This is a genomic window from Microvirga sp. RSM25 (assembly GCF_044784385.1).
Classification (GTDB): domain Bacteria; phylum Pseudomonadota; class Alphaproteobacteria; order Rhizobiales; family Beijerinckiaceae; genus Microvirga; species Microvirga tunisiensis.
In genome coordinates this window covers 895,669-910,176 of sequence record NZ_CP173039.1, presented here as the reverse complement: position 1 = coordinate 910,176, position 14,508 = coordinate 895,669, and the positions used below count along the sequence as shown (strand labels likewise).

Genomic DNA, 14,508 nt, shown 5'->3' with positions numbered 1-14,508 from the left:
GAGTTCCGGCGCTTTGTGGCGCAGATGCCCGGCACGGCCTCACGCATTTCGTTCGAGCGTCTGAGCGAAGTCAGGAACGCCAGTCCGAACCTTCGGCAGATGATCGATTCCCATCCACACAGGCGCCGAACCGACGGCGATTGGCTTGGACTCCTGGATCAAGAGAGCATAATGCTGCGATAGGGTTCTCTGTCCCCTCCCTTGGCGAGCCATTCCTTTGGGACAGCGTCTTCAAGGAGCTTGAACCGTGCCCCATGAGCTGACCCGCGTTGAGACGGGTGTGGAAGGTCTTGATGTGGTGCTGCGTGGCGGCCTAGTCTCCGGCTCGTCCTACATCATCCAGGGCCCTCCTGGCGCCGGCAAGACCATCCTGTCCAACCAGATCGCCTTCCATCAGGCCGCATTCGGTCAGCACATCCTTTACGTGACGCTGCTCGCCGAGTCACACGAGCGGTTGTTCGAGAACCTCTCCACCATGACGTTCTTCGACCCGGAGCGGCTGGGCAACGGCATCGATTATGTGAGCGCCTTCACGACCTTGCGGGACGAAGGCCTGACCGCGGTCGTCAAGCTCCTGCGCCAGGAGATTGCACGCAAGAAGTCGACACTGCTGATCCTCGATGGGCTTCTCAATGCCCGTGAGAAGGCGGAGAGCAACCTGGATGTGAAGACATTCATCGCCGAGTTGCAGGGGCATGCGGCCTTTGCCGGCTGCACCGTGGTCTTTCTCACCAGCGCGCAGGTCGACGAGTCCAGCCCGGAGCACACGATGGTCGACGGCGTGATCCAGCTCAAGGAGGAGCTTGTCGGCGTCCGCTCGGTGCGTCGCCTCCAGATCCGCAAGTCCCGGGGCGTGAAGGCTCTGCACGGCCACCATCAGTTCGAGATCCTGGACCGGGGTGTGGTGATCTACCCGCGGCTCGAAGCGGTTCTGGGCTGGCCCTCCGTGCCGGACAGCCCCACCATGGCCCGAACCACCTCGGGCGTTGCCGATCTCGACGCGATGATCGGCAGTGGTCTGCAACAGGGCTCCGGCACGCTGGTGATCGGTGCTTCGGGAACCGGCAAGACCACCCTTGGGTTGAACTTTCTGGCCCGATCCACTCCCGATGAGCCCGCGCTGCACTTCGGGTTCTATGAGACACCGGAGCGTCTGAAGCTCAAGGCACGCTCCATCGGGCTTGATCTCGATCCGCTGCTCGCCTCCGGGGCCCTGGAGATCCTGTGGCAGCCTTCAACGGAGAACCTGCTGGACGGGCTCGCCCACAAGCTTCTTGACGCAGTGGACCGCCGCGGCGTGAAGCGGCTGTTCATTGACGGGTTTGGCGGGTTTGAACGAGCCGCGATCGATCCCTCACGCCTGGTCGACTTCTTCACCGCGCTGACGAACGAGCTGCGCGCCCTGAGCGTCACGACGCTCGGCACCTGGGAGCTGACCGACCTGTTCAGCCGGCAGATCCAGGCCCCGACGCCTGAGATCTCCAGCGTGATCGACAACCTGATTACCCTGCGCTTCGTGGACCAGCACGCCCAGCTCCGCCGCCTGATTTCGATCATGAAGGTTCGGGACAGTGCGTTCGATCCCTCCTTCCGGGAGTTCGCCATCAGCGACCATGGTGTCACCCTCCCCCGATCCTTCGACAGGTCGGAGCAAGTGCTGGCAGGCACCGCCCGGCCCAATGATGGGACCCGCTCATGAAACTACACGTTGTCTGAGCGGGAGCAGGGCCGGAGAATGACCACCATCCTCGTAGTCGATGACGAGTTCCTCATCACGGACATTCTCGTTGATGCCCTGGAGGAGGAAGGCTTTCGGGTGCTGACGGCCTCGAATGGCCGGAAAGCCCTGGAGATCCTGGACAAGGAAACGCCGGCACTTGTGGTAACCGACTTCATGATGCCGCTGATGAACGGGCTGGAGCTCGCCCAGGCGATCAAAGCCAACCCCGGTTGGGCCCAGATCCCGGTCATTCTGTTGAGCGGGGCGCAAGGAGCGATCGCCCGTGGCTACCCGGATTTATTTGTAGCTGTCTATGACAAGCCTTTCAGGATCGAGACAGTCGTCGCCATGGTCAGGGAGATTATCGGCAACCCGTCACGCTCATGAGTTCCTGATCAGCACGCAGCATGCTGAACCAAAGCCCGAACCGACCGCCCTGCAATCAGGGCAAATGCCGGCTGCGGGGCACGTCGGTATCGGTCTCTGGCAGCGTGGATGTCATGGCAGGGAATGGCGCTCGGCCCCGACTTCGGTCGATCCTGAAACAGCGGCTTCCATGTCGAAGCCGGACCGGATATCGATGATCAGGAAATCGCCGTCGGGCGAAGAACGATCTCATTCACATCCACCTCCGCAGGCTGGCTGATTGCAAAGGCGATAGCCTGGGCCACCGACAGCGCAGGAATCGCCAGCGCATGTTGCTCCCGGGTCGCCGCCGCAGCGGCTTCATCCGTGACGCTGCTCGGCAGATCAGTTTGAGTCGGCCCTGGCGAGATGATCGTGCTGCGGATGTTGTAGAGCGTCGCTTCCTGCCGCAGTCCTTCGGAGATGGCCCGCACGGCAAACTTGGTCGCGGAGTACACCGCCATGGTGGGACGGACCCGCAGTCCTGCGGTCGAAGCGATGTTGATGATGTGACCGCTCCTTTGTCGCTGCATGATCGGAAGCGCGGCGGCCATGCCATAGAGCACGCCCTTCAGGTTGATGTCGATCATGCGCTCCCAATCTTCCACCCGGGTCTGATCGAGCCGGGACAGGGGCATCAGCCCGGCATTGTTGATCATCACGTCCAGCCTCCCGAAGGCGGTCTCGGCCGTCCTGACCAGTGCCTCCACCTGATCGCGCCGGGCCACATCCGTCGCGGCGATCTCCACCCGGCCTCCCTCGGCCCGGATCTCGGCGGCAATCGCCTCCAGGCGCTCCTGCCGACGTGCCCCGAGCACCGCATGCGCGCCCATGCTGGTCAGGAGCCGGGCCGTGGCCTCGCCGATTCCGCTGCTGGCGCCCGTGATAACGACGACCTTGCCGGCGATATTGGGGCTCATCGCCATCCTCCAGTCTGTGCCAGGTCGGTCTCCTGTCTCAAGCGCCCTGGCCCCAGTTCATCTCAAGGCCACCGTCGATCGTGAAGCTCTGTCCGGTGACGTAGTCGGCATCTTCGGAGACGAGATAAAGGGCGAGCTTTGCAATCTCCCACGGCTCGCCCGGCCGGTTCCAGGGAATGTTCGGCATCTCCTCCCGCCGCTTCTCGGGATCGTCCGTGCGCTTCATCGTCATGGGTGTCCTGATCAGACCCGGGGCGATGGCGTTCACGTTGATCCGCTCTGGCGCGAGTTCGAGCGCGAGGCTGCGGGTGAAGGTCAGGAGGCCGCCTTTGGCGGCCCCGTAGGCGGCGTTCATCGGGCTTGGGATGGCCTCGTGCACAGAGGTGATGTTCAGTATCTTTCCGCCGGGACCAACGGCCTTGCGACGGCGGATGAACTCCCGGCAGCAGAAGAACGGACCGTAGAGATCCGTCCTGATCACCTTGTCAAACTCCTCGGTCTTCGTCTCGGCGACCGTTGAGCCGCTGGAGCCCACGCCGGCATTGTTGACGAGGATGTCCGGAGTTCCGAGTTCGCGCTCCACCGCTTCGAACAGGGCCGCGACACTCGCTTCGTCGCGCACGTCGACCTGCCGAACGAATGAGCGTTGCCCTGTAGCCTCAACCCGCCTGCGTGTTTCCTGAGCTCCCGCCTCGTCCGTGTGGAAGATGACGGCAACGTGAGCGCCCTCTTTGGCGAACTCCTCGGCCATGGCTTGCCCCATCCCTGAGTCGGACCCGGTGATGACTGCAATCTTGTCCTGGAGCTTTGGCATGAGACCGTTCCGTGAGGTGAGAAGTTCATCGGAGAAGCAGCCCGAGCTGGAGTTGTTCCCACGGGGCATAAGCCGGTTTGCCGCAAGACAGATTGGCAACAAGCACCATAAGACCGGGCACGGAGGCAGACTCGCACAGAAGCGGGTGGGGCTTCCTGACACGGGTCGCTCGGCCGCCAATGTCATAAAAGGTTCGAGGAAAAACTGCGGTCTGGAGGTTGAAACGATGATTGTGATTGAGTGCACGGGCGATGGCCGCAGCCGGGGGCGCATGCATGGAGAGGCGGCAAGAGGTTTGATCCGCGACGGGCTCCAGCGCTGGGCTGATGCAACCGCCGGCGCCGCAGGGATCCCGATCACGCGCTATGTCTCGGCTTTTCTGTCGGACACCGCGCTCCTCGCCGCGATTGAGACCCGGCTCCCGGACCTTGTCGAGGAGATGCGTGGCATTGCCGATGGCGCCGGCGTGCCGTTTGATCAGGTTGCCGCCTACAACCTGATGGATGAGCAATGGTGGTACGATCTGGAGCGAACCCCGAACGCGGAACCCGGATGCAGTGTCGTCGCCTTTGCCGATCAGGGCACAGGGGCCGTTCTCCTGGGGCAGAACATGGACCTTCCCGCCTACATGGATGGCGGCCAGGTGGTGCTCCGGATCCAAGCGCCGGGACAGCCGGAGGAGTTGGTGTTGTCTGCCGCGGGCCTGCTGGGCCTGACCGGCGTCAACCAGGCTGGCTTGGGGCTCTGCGTCAACACGCTTCTCATGCTCCGGCACAGCCGCAGCGGCCTGCCGGTCACGGCTGTGATCCGAGGGGCTTTGCGTCATGAGCGGCGCGATGCTGCCTTGGCCTTCCTGCAATCGGTGTCGCACGCGAGCGGCCAGCATTATGCGGTGGGTGATCCCGGCGGCGTCATGGGCCTCGAATGCTCGGCGACCGGCAAAACTCTGAGCCCGCCCGCCTCAGAGTCAGCCCTCATCCACACCAACCATCCCTTGGCAAACCATGAGATCGATCCTGTCGCCGAGGCCGCGCTGGAGCAGCGTGGCAGCATCGCCGACTCCAAACGGCGCCTTGAGTTCCTGAACGAGCAAAGCGCATCGATCCGGCAAATAGCCGACATTAGGCGCGTGCTGGCCGATCGGTCGGTGCCAATCTGCAAGACCCCAACCCGCGAGCGGAACAGCACAACGTTCGGCTCCGTGATCTTCGAGCTGACCCCGTCACCTCGGGCTCACTTCTGTCCCGGCCTGCCGACGTCGGATCAGTGGGAGCAGCTTGGGTGGAGCTCGGCCGCCCAGGAAGGACCGGCTGGGTGACCTCCACGGGGACGATCGAGTGCGGATGGTGCCCTATCCAGCCAAACTCAGGCCGATCCGGAGGCGGGCCTTCCGGCTGTCGCCAAGGGCCTGACCTGTGGTAGGAGCCGGAATGGTGCTCGGATATGAGGAGAGCGGTATCGTGACAGACATCCGACGGATCGGCATTGCCGCACGCTACAGCGACCTCGTGATCCATGACGGAACGGCCTATTTCTCGGGCTACGTGCCCGAGACGACCCTGGGCCTTTCGGTTTCGGAACAGACCCGGGATATCCTCGGGCAGATCGAGCAGTCCCTCGTCGAGATCGGCAGCGACAAATCCAAGCTGCTGCAGGCGACGATCTGGCTGGCGGACATCGCCTTCTATGACGAGATGAACACGGTCTGGGACACTTGGGTGGCTCCTGGGCAGGCTCCGGCGCGCGCCTGTGTCGAGGCGAGGCTGGCCAACCCGGATTACAAGCTCGAGATCCAGGTCATCGCCGCCCTCTGATCCTGCAGCCCCGCTTAAGCCCGCTCCGTCCGGGCGGTCGATTTCGCGAGTGCTCCCAGGCGCTTGCGCTCATAGTGCTTTGCCAGGCGCAGGTGACGCCACGTGGCGTAGTTCATAGCGATGAGGAAGCCGTAGGTGCCGCGCAGAAAGTGCAGTCGTCCGAAATAAGCCTTCAGGAATGCGGCGGGAAACTCGAAATAGACGCGCCATGTGGGGATCGAGATGCCCCTCACCTCGAGGTCGACGGCCTGCTGATCAGCGTAGCTGTTAAGCTTGGCGAGCTGGTCACCGAGGGAGCGCACGGACCGGTGATGCACGAGCCCCTTGAGCTTGCCGACTTTGGTTCCCGGCTTCAGGTCGACCCGGTCATGGACGAGCGAGGAGGAATATCGGCCGGCGTCTCGGCGATAGAGCCGCACGGGCGCAATCCGGTAAGCCAGGAGATGGGGAGCGCTCTCTCCCGGATAGGTCTCGGCGATGCGGATCCCATAGGCTTGGCAGGATGGCTCTCCATGGGCGAACAGCGCGCGCATCTCGGCCAGCAGTTCCGGAGAAACCTCCTCGTCCGCATCGAGGTTCAACAGCCATCCGTGCCGGCATTGATCTTCCGCGAAGCGCTTCTGGAGCCCGTAGCCGGGCCAAGGATTGAAGATCACCCGGGCGCCGAGTTCCTGGGCCACCGCCTGGGTTCCGTCCGTCGAGCCTGAATCGACCACGACGAGATCGTCCGTCAGCCCCCGGATGGCGCGGATGGTCGCTCCGATCCGGTCGGCCTCGTTCTTGGCAATGATGAAAACGGAAACAGGAACCATGGCAACGGGTGCCTAGCCGCCCTGAAGTTCCATGGCAAGGGCTTTGGGACTCTTCATGGGCTGTGGTGCAGTCGTCCTGCGCCCACTAAGGCCGGTTCCGCAATCGCGTGACCAACTCTCGCTTGCAGACCCGTCGCATGAACCGGCGAAAGAGATTGTCAGAGGAGTTCGCCCTCACGGGCTTGGCTTCCCGTGGAAACCCCGAGTCTCTTGCGTACGCGCAGCTCTGCCAGGAGCGGAAAATGATCGGATGCCACCCGGGTCAGAGGGTTCCGAACCGGCCCGGCATCGACCACTTCGATGGATTTCGTCACGAAGACATGATCGAGACGCAGAACGGGTGCTCTCGTATGAAATGTCGGCTGAGGTTCGCCAAAGGAATTGGAGAGCTGGGCATCCTGCATCCGGTCTGCGATCAGCCGGTAGGAGCGTGAGTACGGCGGCGCATTGAAATCGCCCAGCAGCACGGCCGGATCGGCGCAATCCGGATGGCCGACCCAATCCGGCCCGATCAGAGCTGCGGCCTGCGCCCGCCTCTCGCCGGAGCGCAGCGACAGGTGAGCGTTGACGACGTGGATCGTCTGGCCATCGACCTCGACGGCGACCCAGAGGGCGCTGCGCTTCTCGAAGGAGGGCCGTGTCGATTGCGTGGGGAGCCGCTCCGACCTCACGATTCTGGAGGAGTGGCGGGTCAGGACGGCAATGCCGTATTGCTCGCCCAGGATGCGGATCGTGGGCTGGAAATGCAGATCCATACCGAGCCTGGATGCCACGGCAGCGGCCTGATCGATCTCCCCTGCCCGCGCGCGGCCGACGCGAACCTCCTGCAGCGCGACGACGTCCGGGCCACAGGACGCGATGACGTCCGCTATCCGGTGCGGTGATATCTGCCGGTCCGTGCCGAGCCAGCGATGGACATTGTAGGTGAGGATCCGAAGGGTTTGCCCCTGTTTGTCGCTATGCTTCAAAGGTCAGTACCGGCTCAATTCGTTCGTTACAGGTAAAGGCACCGCGTCATTCGGCACAAGCAGGAAATCGTCCTCGCCACCTAAGCGGCAAACGTGTCGGATCAATGACCCAGGCTCGAGCATGGTTCCCCTGGGCGAGGCCTCGGACCCGTCGGATCCGAACCTCCCCGAAGTACTTTCCGTACCCGCTTGACCTTCCCATGATTGGAAGGATTACACCCTCTTCCCATATGAGGATCAGGAGATTCACCATGGCCGCCGGCAAGCTTGCCCCTATCGACAGCATCGACATTCCCATTCAGGGCATGACCTGTGCCTCCTGCGTCGGCCGCGTGGAGAAGGCGATCCGCTCGGTGGAGGGCGTTGCGGTTGCAAACGTCAACCTGGCGACCGAACGGGCGCATGTGGAATTCGCCCCTTCCGAGGCCAACCCTGCGGCCGTCGCGGATGCCATTCGGGCTGCAGGCTACGAGCCCTTCGAGAACACGATCGAGTTGAAGATCGATGGGATGACCTGCGCCTCCTGCGTCAATCGGGTCGAGAAGGCGCTCGGGCGCGTTCCCGGGGTGGAGAGTGCATCGGTCAATCTTGCCACTGAGCGGGCCTCCATCCGCTATCTCGGCAACGCGGACATCGTGGACCGCCTGATCGGCGCGGTCGAGCAGACGGGCTATGAGGCAAAGCCGGTCCAACGCGTGGATGCTCAGGCTGACGGCGAGCGAGAGGCTAGGGCTACCGAGATCGCCGGCCTCTGGCGCTCCGTGCTCATTGCGGCGATCCTTACCCTGCCGGTGTTCGCTCTGGAAATGGGTTCCCATTTCATTCCCGCCATCCATGACTGGGTGATGGGGACGCTCGGACACAGCAACAGCTGGTATCTGCAGTTCGCCCTCACCACCCTCGTCCTTTTCGGGCCCGGACTGCGCTTCTTCCGGAAGGGCGTCCCTGCCCTCCTGCGTAAGTCGCCGGACATGAACTCGCTGGTCGTTCTCGGTACGAGCGCTGCCTATGCCTATTCGGTGGTGGCGACCTTCCTGCCTGGCTTCCTGCCCGAGGGCATGGACAACGTCTATTACGAGGCGGCGGCCGTCATCGTGACCCTGATCCTGCTGGGTCGCTATCTCGAAGCAAAAGCCAAGGGACGGACCTCGGAGGCGATCAAGCGCCTCGTGGGGCTGCAGGCGAAGACCGCCCGCGTGGTGCGCAGCGGCGAGGCTCGGGAGATCCCCCTCGACCAGGTCTTGGCCGGCGATTTCGTCCAAGTCCGCCCCGGCGAGAAGATTCCGGTCGATGGCGAAGTGGTGGAAGGTTCTTCCTTCGTCGATGAATCCATGATCACCGGCGAACCGGTTCCGGTGCAGAAGTCTCAAGGTAGGGAAGTGGTAGGCGGAACCATCAACAGGACCGGCAGCTTCACCTTCCGCGCCACCCGCATCGGCGCCGATACGGTGCTGGCCCAGATCATCCGCATGGTCGAGCAGGCTCAAGGGTCGAAGCTGCCGATCCAGGCTCTTGTCGACAAGGTGACCGCCTGGTTCGTGCCCGCCGTCATGGCGGCAGCTTTCCTCACCTTCCTGGTCTGGCTCGTCCTCGGTCCCGATCCGGCCCTCACCTTCGCGCTGGTCAATGCGGTCGCGGTGCTGATCATCGCCTGCCCCTGCGCCATGGGTCTGGCGACCCCCACCTCGATCATGGTCGGCACGGGCCGGGCGGCGGAGCTCGGCGTGCTCTTCCGCCAGGGCGAAGCCCTGCAGAGCCTCAAGGAGGTCGGCGTCGTCGCTTTGGACAAAACCGGCACCCTGACCCAGGGACGTCCCGAACTGACGGATTTCGTGACGGCGCCCGGCTTCTCCGAAGCCGAGACCTTGCGGCTCGTCGCTGCCGTGGAAATCCGCTCCGAACACCCGATCGCGCAGGCCATCGCCGCGGCCGCTGAGCGGCGGGGACTGAGCCTGCCCTCCACCGAAAGCTTCGAGGCGGTACCCGGCTTCGGCGTTTCGGCCATGGTCGAGGGACGGAAGGTCGATGTGGGGGCGGACCGCTTCATGACGAAGCTCGGTCTGACCGTTTCCACCTTCGCCGATAGTGCGGCCCGTTTGGGCGTCGAGGGCAAGAGCCCGCTCTATGCCGCCATCGACGGCAAACTCGCCGCCATCATCGCGGTCGCCGATCCGATCAAGCCTTCGACCCCGGAAGCCGTCGCGGCTCTGCATGCGCTCGGGTTGAAGGTCGCCATGATCACCGGCGACAACCGCAAGACCGCCGAGGCCATCGCGAAACGGATCGGGATCGACGAGGTGGCGGCCGAGGTTCTGCCCGACGGCAAGGTGGCGGTCGTCAAGCGCCTGCGCCAGCAGCACGGCAAAATCGCCTTCGTGGGCGATGGCATCAACGACGCTCCCGCGCTGGCGGAAGCCGATATCGGTATCGCCATCGGTACGGGCACGGACATCGCCATCGAGAGCGCCGACGTGGTGCTCATGTCCGGCGACGTGCGCGGCGTGGTCAATGCCATCGCCCTCTCGAAGGCGACCATCCGCAACATCCAGCAGAACCTGTTCTGGGCCTTCGCCTATAACGTGCTGCTGATACCGGTCGCGGCGGGTGTGCTCTATCCTGTCAACGGCACCCTGCTCTCGCCGATCTTCGCGGCCGGCGCCATGGCGTTGTCCAGCGTGTTCGTTCTCGGCAATGCCCTGCGCCTGCGCCGCTTCAAGGCTCCCATCGCATCGGCGCAGGCAGCGCCTCACACTCAAACGGTCGAAGGTGTCGCATGAACATCGGACAGGCAGCAGCGGCCTCGGGCGTTTCGGCCAAGATGATCCGCTATTACGAGTCCATCGGGCTGATCCCGAAGACCGTGCGCACGGAATCGGGATATCGGGTCTATTCAGATCACGACGTGCATACCCTGCGCTTCATCCGCCGGTCGCGGGATCTGGGCTTCTCCGTCGAGCAGATCGCGGATCTCGTCTCCCTGTGGCAGGACCGCGAGCGGGCGAGCAAGGATGTGAAGGCCATCGCGCTCGACCATGTCGGCGTGCTCGAGCGCAAGATCCGGGAACTGCAGGAGATGGCTTCGACCTTGAAACACCTCGCCAGGAATTGTCATGGCGACGCCCGTCCCCATTGTCCGATCATCGAAGAACTGGCGAACGACGACGCGGCGGCTCCTCCGGTGAAGCCGGATGCGAAGTTCGGCGCTTTGGGAAAGGCTGCGGCCCGTTGAACGGGCTCACCGGCCGTAGGCAAGCTTCAGACGTGATCCTCTCTTCCGTCGTGGCCGTCTTGATGGTCTGAAGCGCAGCGCCTCACCGATCGGGATCACCGGGCTTGGTCACACCCTCGACGTCATGGCCGGCCTTGTGCCGGCCATCTCGATTGTGTGGAACGCCGCGCTCTTCGGATCGGGATCCCCGGGACAAGCCCGGGGATGACGGGGTGGGTGTCAGGGTCGGTTTAACGAGGCAGGTCAGTGATTTGTGAGGCGGCCTCACGCCGCCATCTCGACCTCGCGGCCGCGGCCGAGATCGTGCATCAGCTGCACATAGTTTGGTATGCGCTGGATCTGGCGGCCGTAATGCCGGCGCAGGGCTTCGGTGAGGCGCCCTTTGCGCGACAGGAGTTCGTCGGCGAAGTCGACCATGAGGGAGTTCGGCCAAGCCTGCGGCCGGATCTCCACCAATCGCTCGAACAGCCTGTCCTCGCTCTCGTCCGGATTGGCCTGGGCCATGAGGGTCAGCATCGCGGCGGTCGAGCGCGAGACGCCCATGTGGCAGTGGACGAGCAGGTGCCCCTCCGCATGCTCGGCCCGTCCGTCCGCCACTTCGTCCCCGAAACGGAGGATCGCCTCCACATCCTTCGGTGCCGGCAGGATCATGCCCGGGGTCGGATGGATGATGTCGTGGAAGCGCAGGATCGTCCTGTGATGGGGATCGTAGGCCCCGAATGCCTCCGGATCGGGATGATCCGGGTCGAGGATTGAGAGAACATGGGTTACGGACCGCTCGCGCTGGTCCGGCAATTCCGAGATGCCGCAGATCGTGAGCATCTGAACGGGTATGCGGTGCATGAAAAACGCTCGTTCGACGGCTGGAATGGGACAAAAACCTTAACGAACCTATCGAATGAGTTAACTCGCCGCGACCGAAATGGATCGAAGCGTTCAAAATACTGTGTCTTGCAAATCACAGTTGTCCTTTGCCACATTTTCGCCACGCGAGATCCACCTTGTCGTCACCGCCAAGGCTATGTCTCTTCAAGAGTAGCGCTGCCGCTCCTAAGCGTCGGCAGATGAAACCAAAAACAGAAACTGCAGGTCACCCACTGATGTTTGCTGCCACGGCCTCGAGCCCGTCACCGTTGAAAAACGCAATCCGCTTCTTCGCGGTTCTTCTTCCGTTGGCCTTGGCGGCCTGTGTCTCGACACAATCACCTCAGCAGCAAGCCCTGCGCCGCATCGATCCCGCCTATGTGGCCATGTACGGGCCGCGCCCCGACGAGTCGCATCCTCTGCCGGCCACCGACATCTCCGAGGTCGATCCACGCTTCCTGCGCCGCGAGGTTGCCTATTACGGCCGTGAGGAGCCCGGCACCATCGTGGTCGATACGGCGGCTCGCCATCTCTACCTCGTGCGCGAGGGCGGCCGGGCCATCCGCTACGGCATCGGCGTCGGCAAGGAAGGCCTCGCCTGGGGCGGTCGCGCGCGGGTCGGCCGCAAGGCCATGTGGCCCAGTTGGACGCCGACTGCTGCCATGATCCGGCGTGAGCCCGAGCGGAACGGCAAGTGGGCCGGCGGCATGCAGGGCGGTCTGGACAATCCGCTCGGTGCACGCGCTCTTTATCTCTACGATGGCGGCCGCGATACGATGTACCGCATCCACGGCACCACGGAGCCTTGGTCAATCGGTCAATCGGTGTCGAGCGGCTGCATCCGCCTGTTCAATCAGGACGTGATCGATCTCTACAACCGTGTGCCGGTGGGCTCGCCCGTGGTCGTGCTCCAGGGACAGCGTCTGTTCGACGTCGACGATGAAATGCGGGTGTCCTCAGCCTACTGAGGTTGATGGCATATAGATCAAAAGGGCTGGCCGCAGGCTGGCCCTTTTTCTTTATCCCCGTTAGGCTTGATGTAAGATCGAGCGGTCTCTGATGGAGGCATGGTCATGACCGTAGAACGCGCGATCCTTCTGACTGTCGGCGGGCTCATCATCGTCAGTGTCCTGCTCGCCGTTTATGTCAACATCAACTGGCTCTGGCTCACCGGGCTCCTCGGCGCGCATCTGGTGCAGGCATCCTTCACAGGCATGTGCCCGGTCGTGATGATGTTCAAGCGCATGGGGCTTCCGAGCAAACCGGGATTCGCCTGATGCCACGGACGAACGGCTCTCTTCAATCTGGCCCATCGATCTCGACCTCACTCTGAAAGTTTAGCCGGGAATTCACCTCGGTCGTCATCACCGGCCTTGTGCCGGTGATCTCGATTGGTTGAGGCGCTGAGCCTCAAAGTATCGAGATGGCCGGGACAAGCCCGGCCATGACGACGACGGCAGCACGTTATGATTCGGAGCCTCAGAATGAGGGCGTGGAGCAGTGCCGAGTGGAGCACTGGCTCGAGCGTCCTTCCCCTGGAGGCTTTGCCGTGTATGTCCTATGAGGCAATGTTCACGGGGCATGCGAAGGATCGCTCATGGACGACTGGTTTCCCTCGGCGCTCAAACTGACGACACGCGCCATCGAGGTCGGCGGGATTGCCATCATCGTCCTCGGTCTCCTCGGGTCGAGCGTCGCGGTCCTCTGGCAGGTTCTGCACGGCCGCTCGGGATCGGAGGCGTTCAACCTCTATCGCTCGAATGTGGGACGCGCCATCCTGCTCGGCCTCGAGTTCCTCGTCGCCGCCGACATCATCAACACGGTAGCCATCGAGCCGACGCTCCAGAGTCTCCTCATCCTTGGCGGCATCGTCCTCATCCGGACCTTCCTGAGCTTCTCGCTCGAAGTCGAGATCGAGGGGCGCTGGCCCTGGGACCGTCACAAAGGTGATGGCGACAGCGTCTCACGCCGCACGGCCTGATGCCGGAACGCAGGCCTCGCAGATGGCCGCGACATGGCGGTGATCGGTGCCGCAGCATCCCCCGAGCACGGCGAGCTGCGTCATGCGCTCGCGCAGACCTCGATAGCGGCGGGCAAGATCGTCGGGATCGCCCGGATCAAGCTCGGTGGATTCATCGAGTTCGGCATGGCTTTTCGCCGACGCATTGGCCCGCAGCCCGCGAATGCGTCGAGTCCATTCATCGCTCTCCGATAAGATCCCGTCGAAATGGGTCGGGTGCGCGCAGTTGATCATGTAATAGGCCGGAATGTGGCCGGTCTCGCGGTCTGTTCTCTCGATCGCGGACTGGAGCGTCTCGCCAGAGGCCAGCTTGCCATCCGTCTCGACTGTGAACGAGATCACCGCCGGCATGCCGAGAGCCTCTGCCGCACGCGCGATGCCGATGGCCTCCTCCGCATAATTCATGGTGATGGCGCTCACCATGTCCGCCCCGCCCTCGCGAAAGGCTTCCGCCTGCGGCGCATGATAGACCTGCGCCTCCTCCGCATTCATCTGCGTATCGGCTCGATAACCATCTCCGCGCGGACCGATCACGCCGTTGATCAGGATACGGTCCTGATGATCGGGGAGCCTGTCGCGAAGACTGGACGCCCAGCGCACGGCATCCTGATTCACATCCGCCAGATCGTCGGGCGAGACATTGAGCTTCGCGCCCCAATCGGCATTGGCCCGCCAGGTGGGTGTATCGAGAATGAATCCGACATCCCGCTCCACGGCAGTGCGGATATAGGGCTCGAAATAACGTTCGAGCCTTTCCCGTCCCTCCGCGCTGCGCAGAAGCGGAAACGCAGCAAAGCAGGGAAGATCGACACCATCGAGGAAGACGAGCGTCGTCTCGAGACCGCCATCGGTCAGAAAGACCGCATCGCTCGAGGGTGGAAAGGCAAATCGGCTGCTGGTCATGGAAGTGCTCCCGCATTTCTTGCGACAACGGTGCCCCGA

The 14,508-nt window shown here is 63.3% G+C and carries 15 protein-coding genes; 9 read left to right on the top strand and 6 right to left on the bottom strand.

Annotated elements, in window-relative coordinates; all coding sequences use genetic code 11:
* Positions 1–247 precede the first annotated feature (247 nt).
* The gene (locus tag ACD578_RS04335; protein WP_404291195.1) at positions 248–1,699 is read left to right on the top strand and encodes an ATPase domain-containing protein; all 1,452 of its coding nucleotides are present in this window, start codon (positions 248–250) and stop codon (positions 1,697–1,699) included.
* Positions 1,700–1,735: 36 nt separating this feature from the next.
* Positions 1,736–2,107, top strand: a complete 372-nt coding sequence (locus ACD578_RS04330; RefSeq protein WP_404291193.1) for a response regulator — start codon at positions 1,736–1,738, stop codon at positions 2,105–2,107.
* Between the two features lie 197 nt (positions 2,108–2,304).
* Here the strand turns inward: ACD578_RS04330 and ACD578_RS04325 are convergent, their stop codons facing one another.
* Together ACD578_RS04325 and ACD578_RS04320 are read right to left on the bottom strand one after the other, a co-directional pair.
* Positions 2,305–3,045, bottom strand: coding sequence for an SDR family oxidoreductase (locus ACD578_RS04325; RefSeq protein WP_404291191.1), 741 nt, complete (start codon positions 3,043–3,045; stop codon positions 2,305–2,307).
* Between the two features lie 37 nt (positions 3,046–3,082).
* Positions 3,083–3,859: an SDR family NAD(P)-dependent oxidoreductase gene (locus ACD578_RS04320; protein WP_404291189.1), complete on the bottom strand. Its 777-nt coding sequence runs from the start codon at positions 3,857–3,859 to the stop codon at positions 3,083–3,085.
* Between the two features lie 226 nt (positions 3,860–4,085).
* Between ACD578_RS04320 and ACD578_RS04315 the strand changes: the two genes are divergently transcribed.
* Positions 4,086–5,177, top strand: a complete 1,092-nt coding sequence (locus ACD578_RS04315; RefSeq protein ID WP_404291187.1) for a C45 family autoproteolytic acyltransferase/hydolase — start codon at positions 4,086–4,088, stop codon at positions 5,175–5,177.
* A 142-nt stretch (positions 5,178–5,319) separates the two neighbouring features.
* Positions 5,320–5,673, top strand: a complete 354-nt coding sequence (locus tag ACD578_RS04310) for a RidA family protein (RefSeq protein WP_404291185.1) — start codon at positions 5,320–5,322, stop codon at positions 5,671–5,673.
* 14 nt (positions 5,674–5,687) lie between these two features.
* Here ACD578_RS04310 and ACD578_RS04305 read toward each other — a convergent pair whose 3' ends face one another.
* Complete coding sequence (locus ACD578_RS04305; RefSeq protein WP_152712928.1) at positions 5,688–6,485, bottom strand: glycosyltransferase family 2 protein; 798 nt, start codon at positions 6,483–6,485, stop codon at positions 5,688–5,690.
* Between the two features lie 158 nt (positions 6,486–6,643).
* Entirely contained in the window at positions 6,644–7,453 is an 810-nt protein-coding gene (locus tag ACD578_RS04300) for an endonuclease/exonuclease/phosphatase family protein (protein WP_404291183.1), read from the bottom strand.
* Positions 7,454–7,704: 251 nt separating this feature from the next.
* Between ACD578_RS04300 and ACD578_RS04295 the strand changes: the two genes are divergently transcribed.
* Both ACD578_RS04295 and cueR read left to right on the top strand, forming a co-directional pair.
* Positions 7,705–10,230 (top strand): heavy metal translocating P-type ATPase, encoded by a 2,526-nt coding sequence (locus ACD578_RS04295; protein ID WP_404291181.1) that lies wholly within the window; start codon positions 7,705–7,707, stop codon positions 10,228–10,230.
* Entirely contained in the window at positions 10,227–10,682 is a 456-nt protein-coding gene (gene cueR / locus ACD578_RS04290) for a Cu(I)-responsive transcriptional regulator (protein ID WP_404291179.1), read from the top strand. The genes ACD578_RS04295 and cueR overlap by 4 nt, the downstream gene beginning before the upstream one ends.
* A 264-nt stretch (positions 10,683–10,946) precedes the next feature.
* Here the strand turns inward: cueR and ACD578_RS04285 are convergent, their stop codons facing one another.
* Complete coding sequence (locus ACD578_RS04285; protein WP_404291177.1) at positions 10,947–11,525, bottom strand: tyrosine phosphatase family protein; 579 nt, start codon at positions 11,523–11,525, stop codon at positions 10,947–10,949.
* 290 nt (positions 11,526–11,815) lie between these two features.
* Here ACD578_RS04285 and ACD578_RS04280 point away from each other — a divergent pair, with 290 nt between their 5' ends.
* The 3 genes from ACD578_RS04280 to ACD578_RS04270 all read left to right on the top strand — a co-directional run bounded on the left by ACD578_RS04280 (position 11,816) and on the right by ACD578_RS04270 (position 13,527).
* A complete protein-coding gene (locus ACD578_RS04280; protein WP_404291175.1) occupies positions 11,816–12,514 on the top strand; it encodes a L,D-transpeptidase in 699 nt (232 codons plus the stop codon).
* A 105-nt stretch (positions 12,515–12,619) separates the two neighbouring features.
* The gene (locus ACD578_RS04275) at positions 12,620–12,823 is read left to right on the top strand and encodes a DUF2892 domain-containing protein (RefSeq protein ID WP_404291173.1); all 204 of its coding nucleotides are present in this window, start codon (positions 12,620–12,622) and stop codon (positions 12,821–12,823) included.
* 320 nt (positions 12,824–13,143) lie between these two features.
* Positions 13,144–13,527, top strand: coding sequence for a DUF1622 domain-containing protein (locus ACD578_RS04270; protein WP_404291171.1), 384 nt, complete (start codon positions 13,144–13,146; stop codon positions 13,525–13,527).
* Here the strand turns inward: ACD578_RS04270 and ACD578_RS04265 are convergent.
* Positions 13,510–14,469, bottom strand: coding sequence for a homocysteine S-methyltransferase family protein (locus tag ACD578_RS04265; protein ID WP_404291169.1), 960 nt, complete (start codon positions 14,467–14,469; stop codon positions 13,510–13,512). The two genes, ACD578_RS04270 and ACD578_RS04265, sit on opposite strands and share 18 nt — an antisense overlap.
* Positions 14,470–14,508 lie beyond the last annotated feature (39 nt).